Source organism: Okibacterium sp. HSC-33S16, from assembly GCF_024171565.1.
Lineage (GTDB): Bacteria > Actinomycetota > Actinomycetes > Actinomycetales > Microbacteriaceae > Mycetocola_A.
The window spans coordinates 51,301-74,516 of record NZ_JALJZZ010000006.1 but is presented as its reverse complement, the minus strand read 5'-3'; the positions used below and the strand labels follow the sequence as shown (position 1 = coordinate 74,516).

Here is a 23,216-nt window from a genome sequence, read left to right as displayed (position 1 = left end):
CCTTAGTCTAAACAGCCGACGATCGCAGACGAATGAGCAGTGGCGTGCCCCGACGCCAATCTCAGCCCTTGACCGCACCTTCCATGACGCCGGCGACGAGCTGCTTACCCGCGATGGCAAGCACGAGGAGCAGCGGCACTGCAACGAGGAAAACACCGGCCATGACAAGTCCGGTATCCGACGTGAACGCACCACGGAGTTGCGGCACCACGAGGGGCATCGTGAGCTGCGAACGCATCACCACCGACGGCCAGAAGAAGCTGTTCCAGGAGCCGATAAAGGTGAACAGCGCCAGGGTAGCCGCTCCCGGGCGCGCAGCCGGCAGTGCGATTGACCAGAACACCCGGAACATCGATGCGCCGTCGACGCGGGCCGCTTCAATGAGTTCGAACGGCAAAGCCTCTTGAAGGTACTGCGTCATCCAGAACACACCGAACGCTCCGATGAGGCCGGGGACGGTCAACGCAAGCAGCGAATCGATCCAGCCGAACTCGTTCATCATGACGAACATCGGGATGGTCCCGATCTGGGCCGGGATCACCATAGTGCCGATCACGGCCAGATACAGCGCCTGGCGGCCGCGGAAGCGGAGTTTGGAAAATGTGAAGCCCGCAAGCGATGCAAAGAACACCGTCGATGCGCTCACCGTGGTGGCGACGAGCAGCGAGTTAGCGAACGCCACCCAGATGTTGAACTGTTCGGTCGAGAAGACCTGGCCGAAGTTCTCGAAGAGCGTCAGTGTCGGAAGCCATGTCGGCAGCGTTCCGACAGACCGGGCGATCTCCGTGGTGGTCGACGAGCCGTACATCGCCGCCGAGTAAAGCGGAAAGACCGACAGCACAAAGGCAACCCCAAGGATGGCGTATGTCACCCACCCTGGGCGTCGCCCCGAAGGCTGGTGCGCGGCAGCTTTTCCTTTCGCTGTGCGCTTCTTGGCGTACTGAGCGGCGCCTCGGCCTGCGGTGTTCTCAATGAATGCGGTATTCATCGGCGGTCTCCTTTGACTAACTCGACCGCGTCGGCCGACTGCGCGGCGCGCACCTCTGAGCTGGACGCTGAACGGCGAAACAGAGGCTTCCGCTTCACGCCAGAGTCGGAGGATGCGATCAAGCGGGTAAGGACAATGTTGAGTAGGGAGAGGGTCAAAATGATGGCCGCGAAGATCCAACCAACGGCAGCAGCCTGGCCCAGCCGGTCCTGCCAGTCTCCGAACCCGAGGTTATAGAGGTACAGCACAACGGTGGTCCACTGGCTGTCTGCGCCACCGGCTCCTCCGCCGGTTCCGCCACCGTCAAACATCCGTGCTTCATCGAAGATTTCGAGACCACCGATTGTCATGGTGAGAATGACGAAGATCAAGGTCGGACGAATGCCGGGGATCGTCACCGAGAAGAACTGGCGCACCCGACCCGCACCGTCGACCGTGGCGGCTTCGTACAGGTCTCGAGGCACCGCCTGCATCGCAGCGAGGAAGATTAGGGCGTTGTATCCGGTCCATCGGAAAATGACCATGGATCCGATGGCGATGTGAGAAAGCATCCGGTCCTGGAAGAACGGTGAACTGTAGTTGGTCCAGATGCCGAGCTCGTGCAGGTTGGGGACGAGGAGACCGAACTGGCCGAAGACCTGACCGAAGATCATCGACGTGGCGACCGGCATGACGACGAATGGGATCAATACGCTCATTCGCCAGAATGTGCGGGCCCGGAGATTCTGGTCGAGGATCGACGCGATGACCAACGCCAGAATCAGCTGCGGGATGCTTCCCCACAGGAAGATGGAAAAAGTGTTCTCCAGCGACCGCCAGAACAGCGGTTGGCGCAGTACCCAGGCGAAATTGTCGGGCCCGACAAAATCACCCATACCGGTGCGGCGGTGCCAGTCATGAAGGGCTACGACGACGTTGAAGACGAGGGGAAATGCGCCGAAGATCGCGAACACGATGAAGAACGGCGAAATGTAGAGGTAGGGCGAGACCTTGATGTCCCAGCGCGATAACCGCTGTCCCCAGCCGAGGCGCCGCGCGGTACGCGGAAGCGCCAATGTATCGGTAGCCATGGCTCGAGCCTTTCGTGAAAAATCGAGAGAGTTGCGGCCGTACAGTGGTCCGGGCCTCGATCGAGAAGGCCCGGACCACAATCCGGTGGGGTTAGTCCGCGGTGTCGAAGCCGAGAGCCTCGAACTCGCTGACGACGGACGCCCAGGCATCTTCCGGGGTCGCGCTGCCCGACTCGACAAGGGCGATGCCGTTGGTCACCAGAGTCTGGATTCCGGCGAAGTTCTCGCCACGGAAGCCACCTGCTGCGGAGTCCCCTGCCGACGCCGCGAGGCTGCCGTAGACCTCACCGAGACGCTGACCGCCGAAGAACTCGTTCTCGGTCTCGGCGATGTCGGGGTTCTCAATGGCGTCGAGCTGCGACGGGAACTGGCCGGTCTCGTGGAACCACTGCACGGCTGCGTCTGCGGAGGTGAGGTAATCAGCGAGCTTGACTGCCCACCCGGTGTTCTTACCGGTTGCAGGTACGGAGAAGAACGAGCCTCCCCAGTTTCCGCCGCCCTCGGGGAAGGCGCTGGATACGCGCCAGCCTTCAACGCCGTCAGCGTTTTCGGCGATGATGCCCGTCATCCATGCGGGCGTGATGACCGTTGCCCACTCTTTGTTCTGGAAGCCAGCGCCCCAGTCAGCGTGCCCAATCGGAATGCCCGCTGAGACGCCATCCGCTGCTGCCTCAGCGAAGGTCATGAACAATTCCTTGATCTCGGCGTTGTCGGCGAGGTTGTACGGGTCGCCCGACTCCGGGTCTTCGAACGCTGACGGGAGCAGGTTGACCGCGGCCTGGAAAGCGCTGGACAGTGAATCAACGAAGTAGTTATCGGACGTCGCGACATAGGCGCGACCAGCGTCGAGGAACGACTCCCAGGAGGCAGCGTCACCGCCGATGAATTCACCAAATGATTCAGGGTCTGTCGCCACACCGGCGGCGGCGGTCATGTCCTGATTGAAGGCCACACCAAGCGGGCCAATGTCGGTGCCGTATCCGGTGATGACCCCGTCGACGGAGCCCTGTTTGACTTTCCAGTCCACCCAGCGGTCGTCGATCTCGGGAAGCTCGACCCAGTCTTCGGGAGCTGCCATCATCTCGGTCCACCAGTCGAGCTCGATCAGGTGCACATCCGACAAGCCGGCGCCCCCTGAGGAAAGCCCATTGCGAAGCACCGTTTGAGCGGAGGCTCCGTCCGGGAACGATTCGACGGCGACTTTGATCCCGTACTCCTCCTCAAATGAGGCAAGCAGTTCCGGCGGAAAATCCATCCACGCCGCGACAGTCAGCTTCTCGGGTTTGTTCTCCTCGGTGGCTTTCTCACCGCCGCTCCCGGCGCCTCCCCTTCCGCCCGTGCAGGCGGTAAGGGCGAGGGCAGTGAACGTCGCGAAAGCGGCGATTCCTGCTGATCTTTTGGTGAGTCTCATGGTGTGGGTCCTTTCAATACTTCGTCGTACGTGGGATTTAGAGGGAATGTGGTGTGGCGGGAGAAATCGACATCACGGCCCAGGGTGCGAGCGAGATGTCGATGGTGAGGACACCGTCGACGTTCACGGTGAGCGTTCTGCGGTCCAGATCGTCGGCGATCTTCGTGAGGTCGGCGACGTCTGTGCGTGACAGGTTGAGCGGCTCCCCCATCCGGTGCCATTCCGCCGCGACGTTTCCGTGGTCCTGGTCCAGGATTTCGACGTCATAGACGGCGCCGGGGTTCAATCCCGCCACAATGTGCCTGATGTGTCGTTCGGGGCCTTCGTCGGCGAGGCGACGTGTCTCAGCATGGGAGTTCGCGCTGCCCACGGATTTTTCGCCCATGGAGTCCGGATAGTTGAAGAACAGGGCGGCGATGGCATCATCGGCGGTGCGAGTGACGATGCCGTGCTCGGTTTGCAGGGCAATCTTTTCGCCGAGGCGGTTGAGCATTGTCATCGCGTGGAAGGTCGGCTTGTGAATGCCCTGCTCGTTGACGAAACCGAAACCGCCGTGGAAGGGTCCGATGCCGCCGCCGCCTTCTTCGAACACGTCGGTGAATGTCCAGTAGGAAATGGAATCAGCGAGGTCATGGCATTGAAGAAAAGCGCGGGCGATATACGTGGCCGCGAAAACTGTGTCGTGCATCCGATCACGGCTTGACGGCGACGTTGACCATTCAGTGATGTGCAGCTCGGCGTCCGGGTACGGAGACTCAGCAATGATCTGCCGCATAACGACGAGGTCATTGCGTGTGGCATCGCGCTGTCGGCTGATGTGCCGCCCAACACCTTGTGTGTCGAACGCAAAATCCGTGGGGTAGAGATGCGTGGAAAGGAAGTCGATCGGAACGTTCCGCTCAGCACAATATGCGATGAACTCGTGGATCCATACCGGCTTCCACGGGAGAACTTCGGGATCCGAAGCTTCCGCCGTGGCTGCCTCTACGGACGTGTCGTGGTACTCACCGTCGTAGCGGGCATCTGGAACGAAGACCGACGATGACGGTCCACCGACACGCAACTCCAAATCGATCGCCTTGATGGCATTCGCGGTCGCTTCGTAAAGCTCGAAGTACTCGGTTCTGGTCCCTGTCCAGAAATGGGGTACGAGGTTGGGTTCGTTCCACACCTCGAAGGGCCAGTTGCGGACCTCGTCGAGTCCGTAGCGCTCAATCCAGTGTTCGATCGTCGCGGTGACAAGGGCGACCCATGCAGCCATGTCTTTCGGAGGGCTGCAGTGTGCCTTCCACCAGAACAGCGTTTCGGTCTGCGTCGCCAATTCGCGCGGCATGAAGCCGAGCTCGACGAACGGGCGCGCACCGGCGTCCAGGATGGCATCGAAGACTTTGTCAACGTAGGCGAAGGTGTATACCGGTTGCGCCAATGGCGTCGGTGGCCCAAATCCGCCTCCGTTTGACGCGCGGTAGACGAACATGTCGTCGTGGAAGACGCCGTGGAAACGCACATACCGTGCGCCCAACACGTCAACGGCCTCACGGAAATGCCGCTGCCAGTCCGCGCGGAGTGCCTCGTTCGCCCGACCAGCGCCGATGCATTCGTTCCAGATGTGGCGAAGTGAAACATCGCCGGAGGGCTGCCCGTCAATCAGTACGCTGGCTGATGGTTCGACAGGCATGGGACCTCCTTTGGTCACAACCGAGAGCATCCGGTTGTTCGGCGAAATTGTTTCGCAACTTGTATCGTTGCCTCATATTAGGTTTGCTCGGTCAAGCCTGTCAATAGGTTTATTGAAACAACGAATTCGAGATTCGTTCAAGACGTTATGTACCGCGATTACGAAAACATTTCGCTAGGATGAGCGCATGACAACGGATGCCTTAGGGCGTAGGACAACGCTGGAGGACGTCGCCAAAACGGTGGGCGTTTCAAAGGCGACCGTCTCAAAGGCGCTCAACGGGCGCGATGACATATCGCCAGAGACCCGCGAACGAGTGCTGGCCGCGGTGGCCGCTCTGGAGTATCGCCCGACGACGCTCACCGGGCCACAGAACTCGCGCCGGGCAGTCGCGATCGTCTTCGACCTTCCCGCTTCGCCCTACATCCTCGGGCTTCTTCAGGGCGCGTTGGCCGAAGCCACAGACTCCCATGTTGACCTCCTGGCCCGCTTAGCTCCCGAGCGAACGTCTCGAGCGCATCGTGCGGTGGCGCGGGAGTGGATTGCCGATCAGCGAGCCGCCGGGGTCGTTGGCATCATCGGCCTTACGCTCTCGGGACCAAACGGTCTCATCGACGCAGCCAGCGACGCGAACCTGCCGTTTATCATCGTTGACCCGGTCGACACCCGTCATCGCCGAATGGTAAGCGTGGGATCAAGCAACTGGTCGGGCGCCCGTACCGCAGCGGAGCACCTCATCGCTCTTCACCACACACGCATTGCCTGGATCGGCGGACCCGAGGCATCAGATGCGGCCCGCGACCGTCGCCTCGGCTACCAGGCTGCCCTTGACTCCGCCGGGCTCTCGGTTGACCCGCAGCTCATCCGGCACGGCTCCTTTGCGGTCGCGACTGGCGCGGAGCTTGCGCACGAACTGCTCACAATGGACAACCCGCCGACGGCGATCATGGCGGCCGATGACGAGATCGCTGTCGGTGTGCTTGCAACAGCACACTCGCTGGGCATTCGAGTGCCGGAGCAGCTGAGCGTTACGGGTTTCGATGACACACCTCAGGCCGCTTGGACGACGCCGCCGCTCACCACCGTCTACCAGCACCTCGAAGGCATGGGCGCGATGGCGGTGCAAACCGTCCTCATGATGGCCGAGGGGCGGAGCCCCACCTCGTCACACGTTGAGTTGGCAACGTCGCTAACCGTGCGCGCGAGCACCGCCGCCGCTCCCGCCGCCGACTGAGCTACCGGGCGCCCGCAAAAACGCTCGTGAGCGGCCTCGACGGTCGACCACGCCATCTCCCCAGGCTGGTTAACTTTGTGGGTGGTGCCCCGGCTGTCGTTTATGCAAGAACGCGGTACCGGAGGTGGGTCTCGCTGGCGTAGGCCAATGTTTCGACACGTTCCAGCTTGATCTGCTTCGTTAGTCCAGTGAAGAGCGATATCCCTTCTCCGAGGAGGACCGGCACAACGTGCAGTTGGATTTCATCGACGAGTCCGAGTTCGAGGCACTGCCTCGAGACGCTCCCTCCGAGCAGGCTGACCCACTTGTTTCCTGCAGCCTGTTTGGCGGATCCAACCGCCTGCGCAATGTCGTCGACGACGAAGGTGTATGTGACGCCATCCTTCTCAATCGGCTCATGAGCACTGTGAGTCATCAAGTACACCGGCACCTTGACCATGGCCCCGTATGGAACTTCCCCGTCGTCTATGGTCTGCGTTTTATTAGCGCCCCCGACGACTGCACCGAGTTCTTGCATGATTTTTCCGACGATCTCTTCGTCCTCCGGGGCCGACGGGAATCCGTTCATCCAGTCCACGCCTCCGCCTAGGTCAGCCATGAACCCATCTAGGGTCACGGTCGCATGGATGAATACCTTCGACATTGCTGCTCCTTTGCTGCCCGTTGCTTCCAGTGAAAGGTGAGACCACTAACTCGCCTCATGCCGAGAGGATATGCCCGGGCATGTCATGAGTCAACCGACTCACCACGCCGTCATAATGGGAGCATGCCTCGCGAACTCACTGCCTACCATCGACAGGTCGCCGTCAATAAGCGAGCCGCAATCCTTGAGGCCGCCACCGATCTGTTTCTCGATCTTGGCTACGACCGAACCTCACTGGCTCAAGTCGCCGGCAAGGCTGGCGTCTCCAAAGCGACGCTGTTCAAACAATTCCCGACGAAGGCGGAGCTCTTCGAGGCCTTGGTGCTGGCCGCAGGCGACACGTCGAACTCGGAGCAGTTGGAGGCGCCGTCGGGAAACTTCCATGCAGGTTTAGTCAGTCTTGGCATGGCGTACGTGGAGCTGTTGTCCCGACCACGAATGGTGGACCTAATTCGAGCCGTGATCGCCGAATCGGCTAGATTCCCAGAGCTACGCCAGCGCACTTTCGATTTCAGCACACTGCCAGCACTCAAGGCACTCCGGCGTTTCTTCCAGGCTGCGAACATTCACGGGACCGCAAACGTCAACGACCTCGATGTCGCTGCGGCACAGTTTCTGGGCATGATCGCCACGGTTGTGTTCTGGCCCCGCCTCGTCCACGTCGGCTGGTCACTAACTGATGAGGAGACGCTGCACATAGTCGACGAGGCCGCGCGGACAATTGTCGCCCGCTACGGAACGAGTGTCAGTTGACGTCCAACCGGCAAGGGCGTTCGACCGAACCCTTCGCGCTTCCCCCAGCGGGCGAAAGGCATCCACTCGAGCTCTCACGGAAGCATGCGCCAATGAGACCTGCACGGTCGGGCTGACAGTGTCCGGCTGACAAGATTTGAACCTGCGACCCCTTGGAGGTTATTTCCTAAACTCCGGTCTTACCGAAAATCTCCGAAAACTGCTGGATTCCCTTGTGTTTACAGGGAACCGGGCGGTTCGCTGCCTCCAATTGTACGCGGAGAGACACGGTCGATCAGGGTCGTTTTTGATGGGTAAATGATGGGTAAATGATGGGTATTCGAGCAAGTCCACCGAGAACGGGGGTGGCGTCGCCGATTGGTATCACTTGCGCTCGCTTTTGATTATCAGTGCCGAGGACCAAGAATGTACCCACTACTGTTTTCCCGTCGTTCCTGTACACCGGAATAAAGTTGTCACTGGCCCCTCGGCTTTCTTGCCAGTCCGTGAAGGTCTATACCGGACGAACAGCGATCGCGTTGGCCGAAAGACTCGGCCAACAGGCGACGGTCGTTCCTAGCCACCATGGTGGCTTCATGGGTGGTGAGTTCGGCTACGCCGGCCAGCCTGAGGCCCTCGCCGCTAAACTCCGCGTGAACCAGTCCTGAGGCCGCCAACCTTTCGCTGAAGGATTTCGGGCTCGGTATCGGACCCGCAATCAACGTGGACTTCGTGGGACGGTCGGTTCAGCACTGTTTCTCGCCGCTAAACCCCTTTCTCGAGCCACGGCACTAAGTGGTGGCGCATCATCAACCGGTCGTGCTAGTTCTCACTTGCATGGCCTGAATATCAACGACTCTGCCGCGAGAACACGGTGGACGTTTGGGTACCGCGAGACAACTCCGCTGTGCGACCTCGAGAACTTTCATTCGGGCCGTGCGCGTTATCCATGAACGCTTGAACAAGCTGGGCACCCCGAATGACCGTCGGGCGGTCATCGCCAAGGCGGTCTGGAAGCGTTGCAAGTTCGGGAAATGGTGGGCCCGGGAAAACTGTCACGGACGATTGGTCAACCACGAGGAAGCTAGCCTCGTGAGCCGGCTTCGCTTGGCTGAATTCGAAACCGCTCTCATCGAATTCCCGCTTCAGTTCTTCGAGTTCGACGCGGTCGGAGCGCGACATCATTTGAGTCGAAGGTGTCTCTAAAGTCACGGGACATCCAGCAGCATGTATCTGCCGGAGAATGCCGATGTGGTGCTCCCGCCGGGATCGCGGCCACAGTCTCGAGGCCGAGATCAGCACACCCCCACGTGCACCAAGCAGCGCAACCTCGGTGAACTCCGCCGCTTCTATTATTGGAAGACGTCTGACTGGCATTCGGGCGAGACGCGCCCGAACTTTCGCGCGCCTGGTGTCCGAAGCAGTTTCATCTGAACCCGAAGCACTTACAAGACGCAGTTTCCGAAGCTCCTCGAGGGCGTCTTCGACGCTAGCGTCGGGCGCCCGCAATTCAAGCATGTCTGAAGATAGGAGCCTGTCGACACGTCGCTGGTCCTCTGCGATGCGGTCGGCCAACCGCATCGTATCGAGGAGTCCCCCCTCCCGGACAAGCGCTTCGACTCTTTCGTCTTGGCGCCCATCCACGCTGACTCGCAAATATCTATCTCCGGGATCTGTTTCGGACTCGAAAAGCAGCAACGTCACAGCGATGTACTGCTTCGTCATCGATTCGACCGCGAGGACAGACAACAGCGAACTCTCTCGGTCTGGGCGAACGGGCTCGACGCTGAGAAACCGCGCTGTGTCATCCGGACTGAAGTCGAGATCGGGGTCAGACTCGGGGCTTAGGACGAGCCGGGGATCTTTGTCGATATCGTCTGCGGACAAGAGGAGGTTTCGCTGCACGGACACCGGCTCACCCGTGAGCCCGTCAACGAGATAGTTAACCGTGGCCTCAATGACGCGTTCTTGGACGAGCGTGCCCGCCAACGTGCGTCCGGTGGGACTCAATTGAAGCAGGGACTGACCAGAGCTCGAATTCACGGTCACGTAGCGATCCAGAAGGAGTTCGGCGATGATGCTATCTACAAGCTTCGTCGGCAGATTGAGCAAGCGTGTGACCTCATCCGCACTATCAACTCCAAGTCCGATAGCACGGAGGATGAACTCGGTGAATGTAGGCACCTGACTTCTCTTAAGGATCCGGCACCGGAGAGCGGTGCGCCAGACGGGAATCGCCGCTTTGCGCGTGGAAAGCAGCCTGAAGCCATCCCGACGAAGCAAGGAATCGGGGTTTGCGCCCAAGGGCCGATCAGCGTCCATTGCGTTGAACCTCCGCTGGTGAGATAGCTCTCGCGACTGCGGCGAGCGCCTTGGATTTTTTGTGCGACTTGCCTTGGTTTTGAGCCATCGAACGATTCCCGACTATCACAAGACCATCTCGCGCCCTAGATATCGCTACGTTCAACCTCTCCGGTGAGCCAAGGAATCCTACGTCTCCCCGACTGTTGCTGCGTGTGAGGGAAATGATGCAAATGTCGGCTTCTTGTCCCTGGAAGGAATCAATCGTTGCTGCCTTCACGCGCACGACCTTGAGCTTCGATTTGGTGCTGCTCAGAATTTCTTGGAGCGTCCGGACCTGCGCAGCGTAGCCAGAGAGGACAGCTACCTCCACCTCTCCTAGTCCCAGTAGAACCGCGTAATTGTCGATGTTGCCGACGATCTCAGCGATTATCTTCGCTTCGGATCGGTTCTCGAAGCTAAGGCCCACCCTGCGCTCTGTCTCCTGCGAGCCTGTATCTCGCCACGTGACAACACCGGCAAGTGCCCGCTCAACCAGCGGGGACGTGCCACGGTTTGTGGATTGCAGCTGGCCCCCGTAGAACACATCGCTGACTACTTGACCAATATCGGGGTGCATCCGGTGCTGATGGCTAAGTGTGGATACGCATGCAGATGGTAATTCTCCGCCGAGTTCAGTGAACAATCTTTCGTCCACCTCCGCGCGCGTCAGGTCACGTTCAGCAAGGAAATCGGGGTCAACGAGTCCAGAGTCGAGGAAAGGCGGGAGCTGTTTGTCGTCACCGACAAGCACCCACTGGCGCGAGTTGGCCATTGGAACCATGAGTTCTGTTGGGGTTGCCTTCGACGCTTCGTCAATAATGCACAAATCGAACTCCACACGCTCCGCCCCCTTAGATCCTGTGAGCGCGACACACGTCGATGCGACAACCGAGGCCCGAAAGAGAAGGCCCAGCCGGAATTCTCCATTGGGGCGGAATCGTTCCAGCCACTCCTCTGCCAGCAGTCGAAGGCCTTGGATACGTTCGTCATCGGCCGACATCGATTCCTCGATGCGTTTCAGCATCTCGTCCTCTGTGGAGGCATCGGCCAACTCCTCGACCCTTCGGAGTTCCTCGAACGCACTTCTGGTATCGGCCTCAAGTTCGTCAAGGCGCTCCCGCAACTCGACCGCCCTCTCCCGCAGCCCGCTCATACTTCGGAGAGCCGGCGACCGCTTCTCCAAGTTGGCACCCAGTTGAGTGACGGCATCGGCGAGTCGGGCGAGGTCGTCGATGACATCGCCGATCGAACCGGCGGCCGCCTTTTCGATTCCGCTCACGGCGACGAAAAGCGACTCGATACCGGCGCGGGTAGCCTCATGTTGTGTTACTGCGGAGTTCAGGTCAGCCTCGGCTGCAGCGAGCTCGTCCCTGGTCCGAACCCGGCGTTCAACTTGGGCACGCAGGCGGGTTGCCGTCCCCCGCACAGCAACGTTCAGCACCCCCGCCGTCTCAAGGTGGTCCTGAACGAATGCGGTGACTGACGCTTCGGTCTCAGCACGCCAGGCCTCAAGTTGGGACGGCACGGTCCACGCCTCGGAATCTGCAGAGAGCTGGTCCGGTGAGCCGATTCTCAAGACCGATGCTGATGGCGTGACATTAGCCACTTTGCTCAGCGCGTGATCGAGAGCGATGTGTGTCTGTGATGCCAAAAGAATTTGCGAGTCGGGCTTCCTTCGCAACTGCTGCGCCACAAGCTCAGCGATTAGGGTTGTCTTGCCCGTGCCAGGCGGCCCCTTGACGAGACTCATGCCTTGCGAACCGAGCACGGAAGCAACCACCTGTCGCTTTGCATCGTCGAGTTGCTCTTGTTCGAAGTTCTCAACCACAGCGTCGTTTGGAAGAGGATTCAGCGCAGGATGGCTCAAGATGTCTTTGAGGTCGGCGCGCGCAGCGCGCCCTTCGAATACGCGACGTACAGCATCCTGCTCGCGCCGCAACTTGGAAACGGTACGCTCGGCATCTACGGTCAGGGTTCCACGCCTCGGGAGGTCTTCTGGGCTTCCTTCGCTGACATAGAGAACTACTTCATTCCCTTCGATCGCTTCTATCTCGCCTCGAAGATGCCGGTTAGTAGTGGTGCGAACAACGCGAAGCTCACCAAGTTGCGGGTCAGCTGCATGGCCACCTGTAGTGAAATATGCCCGAGCGCCATCCACGCGGACTGCAGAGTAGGGGACGTCTTTGCCGCTTTCCCGGGCTAACGCGAACTTGGCATCCAGAACGCGCTCCCATCGGTCGTGGATCTCTGCCCGATCGTGTTGTTCAGGGTTAGCCGCTTCGCGCTCTGCGAGCAGGCGGAGGATCTCGCTAATAGCTGTGTCGGCGTCGAATGGCCGCATCGGCACGGGGACCCATCTCACATTGAGTCCGATTCCTCGCTTTCGCAGCCGCTCAAGATGTGCTACGGGTGGCCGCCACACATGCTTCACAAATAATGCCCCCGTACGCGATCCGTGAGGTGCGGCTGCGGCGATCAGTGAACGCCCAACGAGCAAAAGGCCTTGTGTATCGACAGCCTTTGGATCTCTGACGATGCGGACACGTGGCCCGAACTCACGTCTGAACTCGTCGAATTCAGCCGTCTCCGCGAGCGTCACGTCGCGGAAGATTTGGGTTACGTTGACCGGTAGATGAAGCCCGATCTCTGGAATGTCATCACCGACCGGGGCGCCCTTAGCAATTTGCTCCAATTCAGCGAGCACCACTCCGGCGCTACCGGGTCGTTCTTCCTCTCGGTCGCTGAGGCATCTGGCAAGCAACAGGCGGATGGGCTCCGGTACGTCGACCTGCCCGAGCGCGGCTTCCGGAGTACTGCCTTTCAACTCGAAATCGTTCAGGAGACAACAGATGATGAGGACAGCGAACGAGTAGACATCGTAGGCGGGCACGGGGTTCTCGGTGCCGGACTCAGGCGGACAATATGGTCGCGTTCCGAGCTGACTCATGGTCTTACCGAAGCTTGTCACTTCGCGGTAACGCATCGTGCCGAAGTCGGCGACTTTCACACGCCCTCCGTCGATGAGTATGTTCCCCGGCTTCACGTCCCGATGAACCCATCCTCTGGCATGAAGAACACTCAGTCCCCGAAGAATCTCCAGCGCAATAGGTTGCAGCTGAGCCCACACCATCATCGAACGCGCCGCGATCGCACCCAAGTCGTCGCCGAACCATTCGAAAGCGATCCACGGTGCGCCGTCCGCCGGAGTGCCAAACCCAACGACTTTCAGGAGGTTGGGATGAGCCTCCAGCTTGCTGTAGACGGCCAACTCATTGCTCCACGAAAGCTCGAGCGTTCTTATGTCAACATGGGCAACTGGAGTGAATAGCTTCACAGCCACATGGGCGCCGGATTCGTTGTCATACGCTTTGAAAAGCCGCGCATGCCCTCCGGATCCGAATTCCTCTCGCGGCAACACGAAGCGGTTGTCCAGGACGATAGGTTCGACGATGACTGCCATCTCTAGAAGCTAGCGCACGTCGACGACATCGGCGTCTCACCGCTTATGACGCAGGATGATTGCCCTCCGAAATGGGGCTCTCACTCCCTTAGACAAGCACTACGCCGAGGGTGCGGACCAGCTATTCTCGCGGCTCTGTCTAGATGCGGGTAGCGAACTGATAGCCGTCATACCCAGCGCCGGTCACGGAGGATATCGACGAAGAGACATCGGCCGGAATGCACTCAGCTATAAAGACTTCTTTGCAGGTGGCGGCTTGATCTGCGACGCTGCGGGCCGCGCTGCCGGCTTCTGTTGAACCTTGGCCGGCTGCATGCCGAATTCTCCAGATCGCCCAGCTGTCTTTTTCGTCGGTTCAGTCATTTCTCTGTCAGCCATTTTTTGGCTGAGGCGGTGGGGGTTTGATCTGCGACGACGCGGGCCTTGATGCGGGCCGGTATTGAACCCGTGCTGGCTGCATACCACGCTCCGTCAGCTTCCGTTCTGATGTGCTGTACTGGCCTTTTGACTTGTCAATCATGCGGTTGCACCTCCACTAGCATTCTCTCTTACGAAGGGAACAAATGCCTACAAACATCTGGGGAATAGCGTTCTACGTCTTTGCGCTCTTTCCAGGCGTCGCGTTCCTTTTCGCCCGCGAGGGACATCGGCCTGCGGCTAAACGCTCCGCCCTACGCGAAACCGCGGCCGTTGTGTTGGTCAGCGCAATTTGTGCAGCGGTGGTCGCGGTTCCGGTTGCAATCGTCGCGCTGTTTTGGGCCGATTTCGAACGACAAGTCGTTGACTTGCTGGCGGGCGATGTTACATGGATCCAGGACAATCTACCGGCTTCAATCGGTCTTGTCATCGCTGTCCTTGCCTTGACAACAACTCTTGGCTTCGGACTCGGAACCCAGTGGGCGGACGAGCACGGCCTCGGGCGGCTTTGGCGGTCCGCCATCCCACGTGACACCTCCGCATGGAATGCACTGTTCTCAGGAGCAGAAGATCGTCAGATCGTAGAAGTCGCAATCACCCTGAAGTCGGGAGCCTGGGTATCGGGAACCCTGTACAACTTCGACAACGATCCCGACCCACATCCGCACCGGGCGATAACGCTCACTCAACCGTCTTACCGTTCTGCCGGAGGCGAGGAAGCCGCGGAACTCGAAGGTACGGACTATGTAGTGATTGAAGCCGGAGACATCGAGTTGCTGCAAACGTCATATAAAGAGCTGGACGGCGCTCCTATTTCTACTTCACCTCCCACGTAGCGCTCCTCCGCTAACGCTTCACATGACACTCACTTGCGATCCACTTGCGATGCATCTTGGGACAGCACGAAACCCGAGCGTTAGGCGAGGTGCCCCCTCGCCCGTGTGGAGCCCGACGACGCCGGAAGCCAAGTTCAGAACGAAATGCCGGCAGGGGGCAGTCCTGTAGCAACAGTTGGTCGGGGCGCGTCGTACCGGTCGCGCCCGAACCGCCGGACCGCCTGGAGTGCGGCACGAGCACGGGCAGCGTCCATTTCCTGGCTCCGCGTTTGTGGCGCCTGTCCGAGCGGGCTCGCATCGACGATCCCGTAGCGGTCCCGGTATGCCGCAATCGTGCACGCATGCTGCCGCCACAAGGCGGCAGTTGAGCCCTGGGGCGTACTTCGGAGCGCACGGGCCCATGGCGCCCCCGCAAGCAGCGCCTGGTCTAGGACGGCGCTCGCTCGCGCTTCGATCAGCTTCTTGCGCTCGACGAGCGCCCGGTGCATGTCCGGGTTCATCGGGCCGGTCACACCGGGAATCAGGCCGACGATCAGACGGGGCTTCAATCGCAAACGACCTGCACCCGTTTCGCGGGCGATCACCATTGCGATCCTGGCGTGAACGACCGCTGCAACATCCTGCACATCGTCGAAAGCGCGTTCTGCGACAACTCGCGTTAGCAAGTTCCTAGCATCGAGGTGGTATGCCTCAGCTCGGCGGAGCTCGACAGTTAAGGCTCCGAATGCGACCGACCGGATGGCGTCGTCAGCCTGGCCAGGCGAGAGCCCGCTCTCTCGCAGCATTGCCGCCCATCTGTCGTGCTGCGCCGCGGCTGCAATAGTCTCGTACTCCGCCGCGAGTTGTGCAATCGATCCCCAGGCGTCCTGCTCCGCCGCGACGGTCTCGTGCGCAGACAATTCGGCGCCGACGTGCTGGAGAACCCCGTGAAGGACGCCGCGCGCCGTTGCGTCGTCACAGGGGCGTGCTCCAACATGGGCGAGATCCGGCCGGTCCACCGTCAAGTACGCGGTGTTCGTCTCGCGGCCGCGGGTCATGGCGACGTAAAACTTCTCTCGTGTCGAGCCTGAGGCGACGACGACGTGTGCCGTGTCGGTCGTGATGCCCTGCGCACGGTGGGAAGTGACGGCATAACCGAGTTCGACGTGGTGTTTGACGTACTCGGCAGGAAGCAGCACCGCGCTCCCCCACCGCCGACCGTACCGTCGCACTTCGGCCGAACCGTTCCGGCGGACTCCGATTACGGTCCACCGGTCGCCGTTACGCACCCAAGGTCGGCCGGCGCGCAGCCGACGATCGTTGCGACGCGTGATGACTGTGTCACCAACAGCCGCGCGGCTTCCGTCATGGAGAGTGACTTCACGAAGGGCCTGCACCCGGCCCTCCAGGATCATTTCTGTGCGGGCGCGCTCGTTCAGCGACGCCACTGCCTCGTTGGAGTCGCTGATCAACACTGTTGCTTTTCCTTCTCGGGTGTCTTTGCGCCAGGCCTCGTATGCGGCATCCGCCATGGCCTCAGTGCTACCTTCGCGGATGCGATCGTGCGTGATGTACAGGTCGATGGACGCCGGGTCACCTTGACGTAGTCCAAGGGATGCCGTCTTCTCCCATTCGTGGGTGAAGCGGAATACGTCTGCGAGCTCTGGTGCGTCCGCCCGATCGTGGACCAGTAGCGATAACGCACCGCCCGCATCCACCGACTGGAGTTGGGCGTAATCGCCAACCAGAAGTGCTTTCGCGCCGGATATCGCAGCGAGAGCTGTGATTCTGTCCAGAGCCAGGGTGCCCGCCAGAGATGCCTCGTCGATGATCACGAGCTGACCGGAGCGGAACGTTTCTCCTAGGACCAGGTGGTTTTGCCACCATTTGGCCAGATTCTCCGCCACGATGCCAAGGTCCTCCCCCAGTACCTGAGCGGCAGCCGCGGAAGGAGCAAGACCGACAACTGACCCCGGACCATGTGCCACCTCCCAGGCCAGACGGAGCGCGTGCATTGCGGTCGTTTTGCCCGCACCGGCCGGACCTACGAGTACATCAATGACGCGCCCCGAGCCAGCGATCGCCGCGAGCGCTCGAAGCTGGTCAGCGGCGAGTACTCCCCCACCGTGCAGCTGCGTACGGGCAACGGAACGCAACGTGGCCAGCGCGACCCTTGGTCCCGTCACATCGGCAGCGCGTTCGAGCAGTCGGGCCTCTGCATTGAGCAACTCCGACGAGGTGAACACGGTGGAGTGCCTCGGACGGAAAACCGACGTCCCGTCGTCTCGCTGGAATGCCTGCGGGGTCGACGCCAGCTCCGGTGGCGTGATTCGCAGCGATGCGGTCTGGGCGGCATCAAGGACAAAGCCGAGTATGGCTTCCCGATCGGCGGCCGACGCGAATCGGAGTCGCATGGTTTGACGTGCTGCTTCAGCAGCAAGATTCCAATGTCGCCAAGTCGAACGCTTCTCGCTAACCGCCGACATCACACTCAATCCGAGCGCGCCAATTTCGGCAAGAGAAACGTCCTCTGCGCGCAGCACCGACGATGAAAAGTTTGCGGCCGCGGCCCGCGCCCACGTCGTCGCGTCCTCTCCCAACACTGACTCGGCTCGTTCCCGCCACTCCGCTGTGAGCTCAGCAAGCGAACCCATGACCTTCGCTGGTCGTGTCGAAAGGGTGGCTTGCGCACGCAGCTTCATGATCGTGACAGAACCGGGGCGATGACCATGCCTCTTCACAAACGCTTCAATCAGCGCATCGGTCTCGACATCGATATGCCGCGACCTCGTAGAGAACTTCGCAACCAGGACCTCGGGAACAGACTTGATCGCCCACGCAGGGTGCCGATCTCGGCCCCGCTCCCTCATCTCCCACTGCACGCCCAGGGACCGTGTGAGCGCATCCGCGAACAGAGTCTCGTGAAGTTCCGACAGTGCCACGACGGCAGCGTGCATGGGTCGTCCATCAAGGGAGCGCCATTTCCCGTCCAGCACGGCTTGCGCCTTGTTGCTGATCACTACGTGAGTGTGCAGGTGAGGGTCTCCGGCCCTGCTGTCAAAGTGATCGAAAGCCGTCGCGATGATGCCGGTCACACCGACTTGCGCGACGGCACCGTCGAACACTGTTGCGCCGGTCCTCGTGGCGGCGACTTCGCGCTCCATGTGGGCAATCACGTCAGCAATCGCCTCATGATGCGCACTCGCGATGACCGCCTGCGTAGCCGCGTCAGCAACACCCCACAGGACGCTCGCTGACTTCGGAATCGAAAAGGTGAAATCGTAACCAGCAACAGCGCGTCGCCGCTTGGCTCGGGGTGCCTGCCCCGCTGATCCCGCAGTCGCGTCCTCCTGTTCGATCCGTCCGTCTTCTGGGCCCGCGTCGCTCGCGGTTCCGTAGACGGGGTATGCGCGCCCGAGAGCCTCACCGGTGAGCGGGTTTTGGCCCAACCCAATCAGCAGCTGTAACTGCGCTTCCGTGACTTGGTCGCCTTCGAGAATGAGTCCAGCACCGAGTCCGTCGAGGCCACCGCCGATCCACCGTCCCGGCGGTGTGCCTTGCGCGCTGTAATAGCGGGTCAGCGGTGCTGAGAGTGAGCGTTGTCCGTCGCCAGCGGCGACGGTGCGCAGCAAGTATTTGTACCCATCGCCCGCACTCATTACCCGCATCGACACCGTCACCGGGCGCTCCTCCGCTCTCGCTTAGGAGGTGCGCCGCCTCAATCTGCAAGAGGCGTGGCAATTCGAACTTAGGGTCGGAGGCAGGCTTCCAGGCAGTCACGAGCATGACGTTTCGTAGGCGGGATGACGGCGTGACACGGCGCGAGACCGAGGTCGGATTCCGCGCAACTCCCGAGTGTTCCTGACGTACTCGGACATTCCATACCGCGTCCATGAGGCGTCGGTCGCCGCAATGCGTACGTCTCCCGTTCAACGGGAATCTCACCGAACAGGTCTTGCGAGACAGCGCTCTGCCTCCCCCTCTCACAGTCAGTTGTCCGGCGTACCCTTTCATTGAAGGTCCGTCCTGCGGACGGCGGGGTTGCTCCTCGCCCGCACAGGGGTGCCTCCAGAACCTGAGTGGCACAGCTCAGTGCAGCGAGTGAAGCGTCCTCGCGGTCCCCTCAAGTAGTTCGACCATCCGACCGACGTGCATTGCCGCGGCTTCCGACAGCGACAGGGACGCGTTCACACGTGGACCTGTGCATACTGAGGTGACACCCTTCCAGGACCCCTTTTCGATGGAGCCGACTTGACGATCCGTGTACAAATATCATGAATGCCACCGTTGACTGGAACCGCATGCTTGAGCTGCCGAAACGAGCGGAGTGGTTCAATGTAGCGGTAGACGATTTCTCCACTCTGGAGATCCGCCCGGCTGACGAGCACTTCTTTTTCTTCTATAACTCCGCGCGGAAAACACTGGTCAAGCAGTTCTTGTTGAGCGAAACGCCCCGTGTGGTGCTGCTCTGCGAAGTGAAACTAATCGCGAAAGGCGGCCGATTCTCGCCCCGCATCCGGCTTATGCGGGCCGACAAGACCAAGCTGGCTGCTGAGACAGAAGACGTCGTGACTCGCTCTATCGCTCTCAAAGCCGCTGTCAGCACCGAGGGTGGGCATGAGAATTTCATGAGGTTGATGAGTTTCGTGCTGAGCCTTGAGGAAGTCGACGTGGGTGCCGGCACCTTCCGAATGGCGAATGCGACGGACGCGGAAATCATCGAGCTGGTCGACGGGCGCGATCGTGACAAGATTCTGCCACTGGTTTCCAGTTTGCTGAAGTCTTCGTTGACCGAGCGGGAGATCAGCTTGATCAATAACCGCAAAGAACAGATCGACTACTTTGAACGACTCTTGTCCGAGGAAGGCTTCTTTTCTGCGGAGCTCACCCGGACCGGCAAGAAGCCCGAGGCGCTTTGGCAGTCATTTTTCGAGGACGCCACTTGGATATTCGGTTACGGGTTAAGTCTTGTAGGCCACGAAGCGGTCGACTCGGGAAAGCTGGAGCAGATAACTACAGGCGCCAACCTTTGGACCGGCGGTGGTAAGCGCAGCGACGCCGTGATGAGGTCGCGTGCCGTGATTAGCACTTTGCTCTTTTGCGAGATCAAGCGCCACGACACCCCCCTGTTAAGGCCGGTGCCCTACAGGAAGCCGGACGTGTACGTGCCTTCAGAAGAATTGGTTGGTGGTGTTGCTCAGCTCCAGAAGACCGTGCGAAAGGCGTACCGGAGCTTCCTTGATCAAATCAAAGCCCACACGGCGGAGGACGGTTCACCGACCGGGCTAGATTTCTCTACTACCAAAGCACGTCAGGTGCTATTGGTCGGCGACTTGAGCGAATTCCGAAATCAGCACGGAGTGAATGGAGAGCGGATGGAATCTTTCGAACTGTTTCGACGCACTCACAGTGACATCGAGGTCATCACATTTGACGAGCTCCTCGCGAGGGCCAGGTTCATCATCGAGGGTTAGCCGACCGATGGCCGCTGTGCTAACTCTAGGGAGCAACAGCTCCGAGACGTTTCAGGAGAGCAAGCGACGGGGCTCTGTTCCCATCCGAGAATGAGTTAGTACCCGTCGAGACTCAAGTCATCCCGACCGGACCTATCACTGAAACGTGTACGCGTTGAGGATTCGCGTAAGGGGTCCACATCGGCCGAACGATGCCGGGCTTGAGATGACGATCAGCGGCGGAGGTCTCGTTTACGTCAACCCGCCTCCTTGGGTGAACTCCAATACGTCATGAACTCTGATCGACCAGCGGCGTCGGACGAACGGACGACGGGCCCATCACCAATAGCCTTTGGATCATGACACAGCCCAATCCCAAGAATTTAGTCTGGCACTACACCACACTGGAGACGTTGGAGAAGATCCTTAGTACACAGACGCTTCTGGCTACTGAGGCCAACTTTCAGAATGATCCAAACGAAGTCTCGTACGCTCAAAGCATGATCACGGCCGCGTTGGAGCGTGCACGCGGAAGGCACAAAGGCGCCGGAAATTTCTTAGTAGATCTCGCGAAGCATCTGAACGATCCACCGTACTCCAGCGTCAATCTCGATCGATTGCTCGATGGTTCACGTTTCTTGCTCTGCGGGAGCGCTGACGGTGACAGCATGTACTGCTGGCGCACATATGGAGCAATTGGGGATGTGAGCTGCGCGGTGGGGCTCGACCCTGCGGTACCTCTTGGGATCAAAGAGTCCACTAGTCGGCAGAAGACATCCTGGCAGTCCGTTTCGTACTCTACGAAGGAATTGCAAAACCAGGTTGACTCGCTGATCGATCAGATCATTGAGGAGTATCAGGAATCCGGAGTTGGCGACGAGGCTCCGAACCATGGTGTCTTGATTACCGGGTACTCCAGCATTCAGACGCTAATTTTGTCTGCGGCCAAGTCGCCGTCATATGCGGACGAGAGGGAGTTCCGGATCACCGTCACGGACCCACCACGGACTGCTATCAGGTTCGGCGCGGGCAAAGCGGGACCTCGTCCCCGCGTGGGGCTCACCACACTTGCCCCATCTCCTGGCGGGCCGACAGAGGATGAGAATGCGCTCCCAATTCGCGAGATACGTCTTGGGCCCACTGCACCGCTAGGCGCGGAGCAATCCCTTCGCTGGATACTTGCTGCATACGGTTACTCACTAGACGGAGTGCAGGAGTTCGAAATGTACGAGGATGAGCGCGGTAACACGGTCCGGAACGCCAGACTGAATCAAAGTCGGCGAGTGCGAGTCTCTCTCTCCGAGCACGCGTTTCGCGACGTGTGAGGCATCCCCTGGTTGCTCACGCCCCGGGCGTTCGGGACCGTCATAGTCAGCTCTTAGCGCGATGCGGACAACCCGGCAGAACGAGACTCGCGCCTCAAACCGAAGGAGAACTCCATCTCCGCGCCAGCCCCGCCCGTCGCGCCAAGAACCCAGCGCGAGGGTGTGGTGACTATGGGGCTCAAGAGCGCAGATCTCTACCGCTCGCTTCGGGCTACCGCCGAGGCACGCGCGTATTCAATCTTCCGCGCCCCCACCTTCAGAGCAGAGTCGGATGCGGGGTTCATGGCAACCCTCCGCATCGAGGGATGGTGATCCTCGTGAGGAGCACATGTGCGAGCCAGCTACGGGCCCCTTACTCCCGGAAGGCATCAGTCTGCCGCGAAATGCGAACGTCGACCTTATGTCTATGGACGCGCTCCGAATATTTCGTGATCGCCGTTCTGGGAACCTTGTGGAACCTTGTCGCATCGCCGTAGCCTGCAGTAACCACGCTGAGGAGAGACCATGGAGCAGACAGCGCTGTACTTTCCGTATATTCGGGTTCCCGAGTCGCCATGGTTCACACAGGTTCTTCTCTATTGGGACAGCGTGGCGTCTATAGTGCCTCGATCGTTCCAGCGCGCCGGAGAAGCTGAACATCCGTATATGCAGCAACTGCGCAAGGAAGGCATGCTTGAGTACCTCAGCCCTGATGACGCGATGCGGGAGATCGATCGTGACTCGTTCGACGAGGGGTTCCTGGGTTTGCTGTCGGCTCCGGCAGGTCCGCCGAGCAGTTGGAGATTCGTTCGCCTTCACTCCGGGAAGATGTCCTGGAGTCTCTTCGAAAGGCTGAGTAAGAAAGGCCTCGCGCGGACGGACGATGGACTCGAGTTTGGCTGGTGGCAAATCGAGAGCGAGACGGCAGACACCTACATGGCGTATCTGGCCGCTGCGATGAGCGGAGCACGCAAGGGCCTGCTTCCCGTCACAGATCAGAGGCGTGCGATAGGAATCCTCGCGCCCGGAATTGATGACGTGGACCGACGCCTTGCCGAGTTGCGATTCGCCGTAATCATGGACGCACTGCCCGCTCCAAGCTCCCCGGTTCCAGCGGCCGAGCTGAGGGCGTTCAAGGAGGACAACCACGAAGAGCTGCAGCGATGCCGTGTGTTCCTCGACGCTAAATTGGTTGACCTCGCGCTGATCGACAACGCTACGCAGCGCGAGGTGAAGGCTAAAGGAGTCATGCAGGAGATTGAGAGAGATCTCGCCAAGCTCCGCGAACAGATGCAGAAGAAGCGCTGGCCAAAGGTTGTCTTGGTTGGCTTCGGAGGCGTAACGGGTATCGCTCTCGCGACCGCGGCAACCATTGTCTCTGGAGGCGCCGCGCTATCGGTCGGCCTCAGCGTAGGAGCTGGCGTGCTTGAGGCGGGAGCGGTTGGGTATGGAGTAGCTGAATTGCTGAAGCAACGTGCCTATGATCCGCTTGAACCTCTCGCATACGCTGCTCTTGCGAGTCAACTCTAGAGTCAGTTCTCCGGCGTGCACTTTCATTCAAGGTCCGTCGTACGGCTAGCTGACTGACCACCTTTGTACCAAGAGCCGACAGAGCAGGGGCGTTCGACAGGAAGGCTCGCACGCGCCTCCACTGAGTCAACAGTTGTT

14 protein-coding genes are annotated in these 23,216 nt (G+C 60.1%); 6 read left to right on the top strand and 8 right to left on the bottom strand.

All coding sequences use genetic code 11. The features are described 5' to 3' along the window. Positions 1-61: 61 nt before the first annotated feature. The 4 genes from L1277_RS13500 to L1277_RS13485 form a co-directional block, all read right to left on the bottom strand. Entirely contained in the window at positions 62-988 is a 927-nt protein-coding gene (locus tag L1277_RS13500) for a carbohydrate ABC transporter permease (protein ID WP_253377095.1), read from the bottom strand. Further along, complete coding sequence (locus L1277_RS13495; RefSeq protein WP_253377094.1) at positions 985-2,058, bottom strand: carbohydrate ABC transporter permease; 1,074 nt, start codon at positions 2,056-2,058, stop codon at positions 985-987. Before L1277_RS13495 ends, L1277_RS13500 begins: the two co-directional genes overlap by 4 nt. 91 nt (positions 2,059-2,149) lie before the next feature. Beyond that, complete coding sequence (locus L1277_RS13490; protein WP_253377093.1) at positions 2,150-3,469, bottom strand: ABC transporter substrate-binding protein; 1,320 nt, start codon at positions 3,467-3,469, stop codon at positions 2,150-2,152. A gap of 37 nt (positions 3,470-3,506) precedes the next feature. Continuing rightward, positions 3,507-5,147 carry a beta-xylosidase gene (locus L1277_RS13485; RefSeq protein WP_253377092.1) on the bottom strand — a complete coding sequence of 547 codons (1,641 nt, stop codon included), beginning with the start codon at positions 5,145-5,147 and terminating at the stop codon, positions 3,507-3,509. Positions 5,148-5,334: 187 nt separating this feature from the next. On the opposite strand from L1277_RS13485, the gene L1277_RS13480 reads away from it, so the two are divergent. Beyond that, the gene (locus L1277_RS13480) at positions 5,335-6,381 is read left to right on the top strand and encodes a LacI family DNA-binding transcriptional regulator (protein ID WP_253377091.1); all 1,047 of its coding nucleotides are present in this window, start codon (positions 5,335-5,337) and stop codon (positions 6,379-6,381) included. Positions 6,382-6,481: 100 nt separating this feature from the next. On the opposite strand, the gene L1277_RS13475 is transcribed toward L1277_RS13480, so the two are convergent. Beyond that, on the bottom strand, positions 6,482-7,024 hold the full coding sequence (locus L1277_RS13475; protein WP_253377089.1) for a dihydrofolate reductase family protein: 543 nt from the start codon (positions 7,022-7,024) through the stop codon (positions 6,482-6,484). 123 nt (positions 7,025-7,147) lie between these two features. Between L1277_RS13475 and L1277_RS13470 the strand changes: the two genes are divergently transcribed. Next, the gene (locus L1277_RS13470; protein ID WP_253377087.1) at positions 7,148-7,777 is read left to right on the top strand and encodes a TetR/AcrR family transcriptional regulator; all 630 of its coding nucleotides are present in this window, start codon (positions 7,148-7,150) and stop codon (positions 7,775-7,777) included. A gap of 828 nt (positions 7,778-8,605) precedes the next feature. Here L1277_RS13470 and L1277_RS13465 read toward each other — a convergent pair. Continuing rightward, positions 8,606-9,940 (bottom strand): hypothetical protein, encoded by a 1,335-nt coding sequence (locus L1277_RS13465; RefSeq protein ID WP_253377085.1) that lies wholly within the window; start codon positions 9,938-9,940, stop codon positions 8,606-8,608. Positions 9,941-10,067: 127 nt separating this feature from the next. Then, positions 10,068-13,559: an AAA domain-containing protein gene (locus L1277_RS13460; protein WP_253377083.1), complete on the bottom strand. Its 3,492-nt coding sequence runs from the start codon at positions 13,557-13,559 to the stop codon at positions 10,068-10,070. Between the two features lie 563 nt (positions 13,560-14,122). On the opposite strand from L1277_RS13460, the gene L1277_RS13455 reads away from it, so the two are divergent. Further along, positions 14,123-14,812, top strand: coding sequence for a DUF6338 family protein (locus L1277_RS13455; protein WP_253377081.1), 690 nt, complete (start codon positions 14,123-14,125; stop codon positions 14,810-14,812). Between the two features lie 134 nt (positions 14,813-14,946). On the opposite strand, the gene mobF is transcribed toward L1277_RS13455, so the two are convergent. Further along, entirely contained in the window at positions 14,947-18,450 is a 3,504-nt protein-coding gene (gene mobF, locus L1277_RS13450) for a MobF family relaxase (RefSeq protein WP_374110253.1), read from the bottom strand. Between the two features lie 615 nt (positions 18,451-19,065). Here mobF and L1277_RS13445 point away from each other — a divergent pair. From L1277_RS13445 to L1277_RS13435, 3 genes are all read left to right on the top strand, one after another. Continuing rightward, on the top strand, positions 19,066-20,265 hold the full coding sequence (locus tag L1277_RS13445; protein ID WP_253377079.1) for a Shedu immune nuclease family protein: 1,200 nt from the start codon (positions 19,066-19,068) through the stop codon (positions 20,263-20,265). A 338-nt stretch (positions 20,266-20,603) separates the two neighbouring features. Continuing rightward, a complete protein-coding gene (locus L1277_RS13440; protein WP_253377076.1) occupies positions 20,604-21,569 on the top strand; it encodes a DUF2971 domain-containing protein in 966 nt (321 codons plus the stop codon). A 504-nt stretch (positions 21,570-22,073) separates the two neighbouring features. Beyond that, positions 22,074-23,078, top strand: coding sequence for a DUF6236 family protein (locus L1277_RS13435; protein ID WP_253377074.1), 1,005 nt, complete (start codon positions 22,074-22,076; stop codon positions 23,076-23,078). The last annotated feature ends 138 nt before the right edge of the window (positions 23,079-23,216 follow it).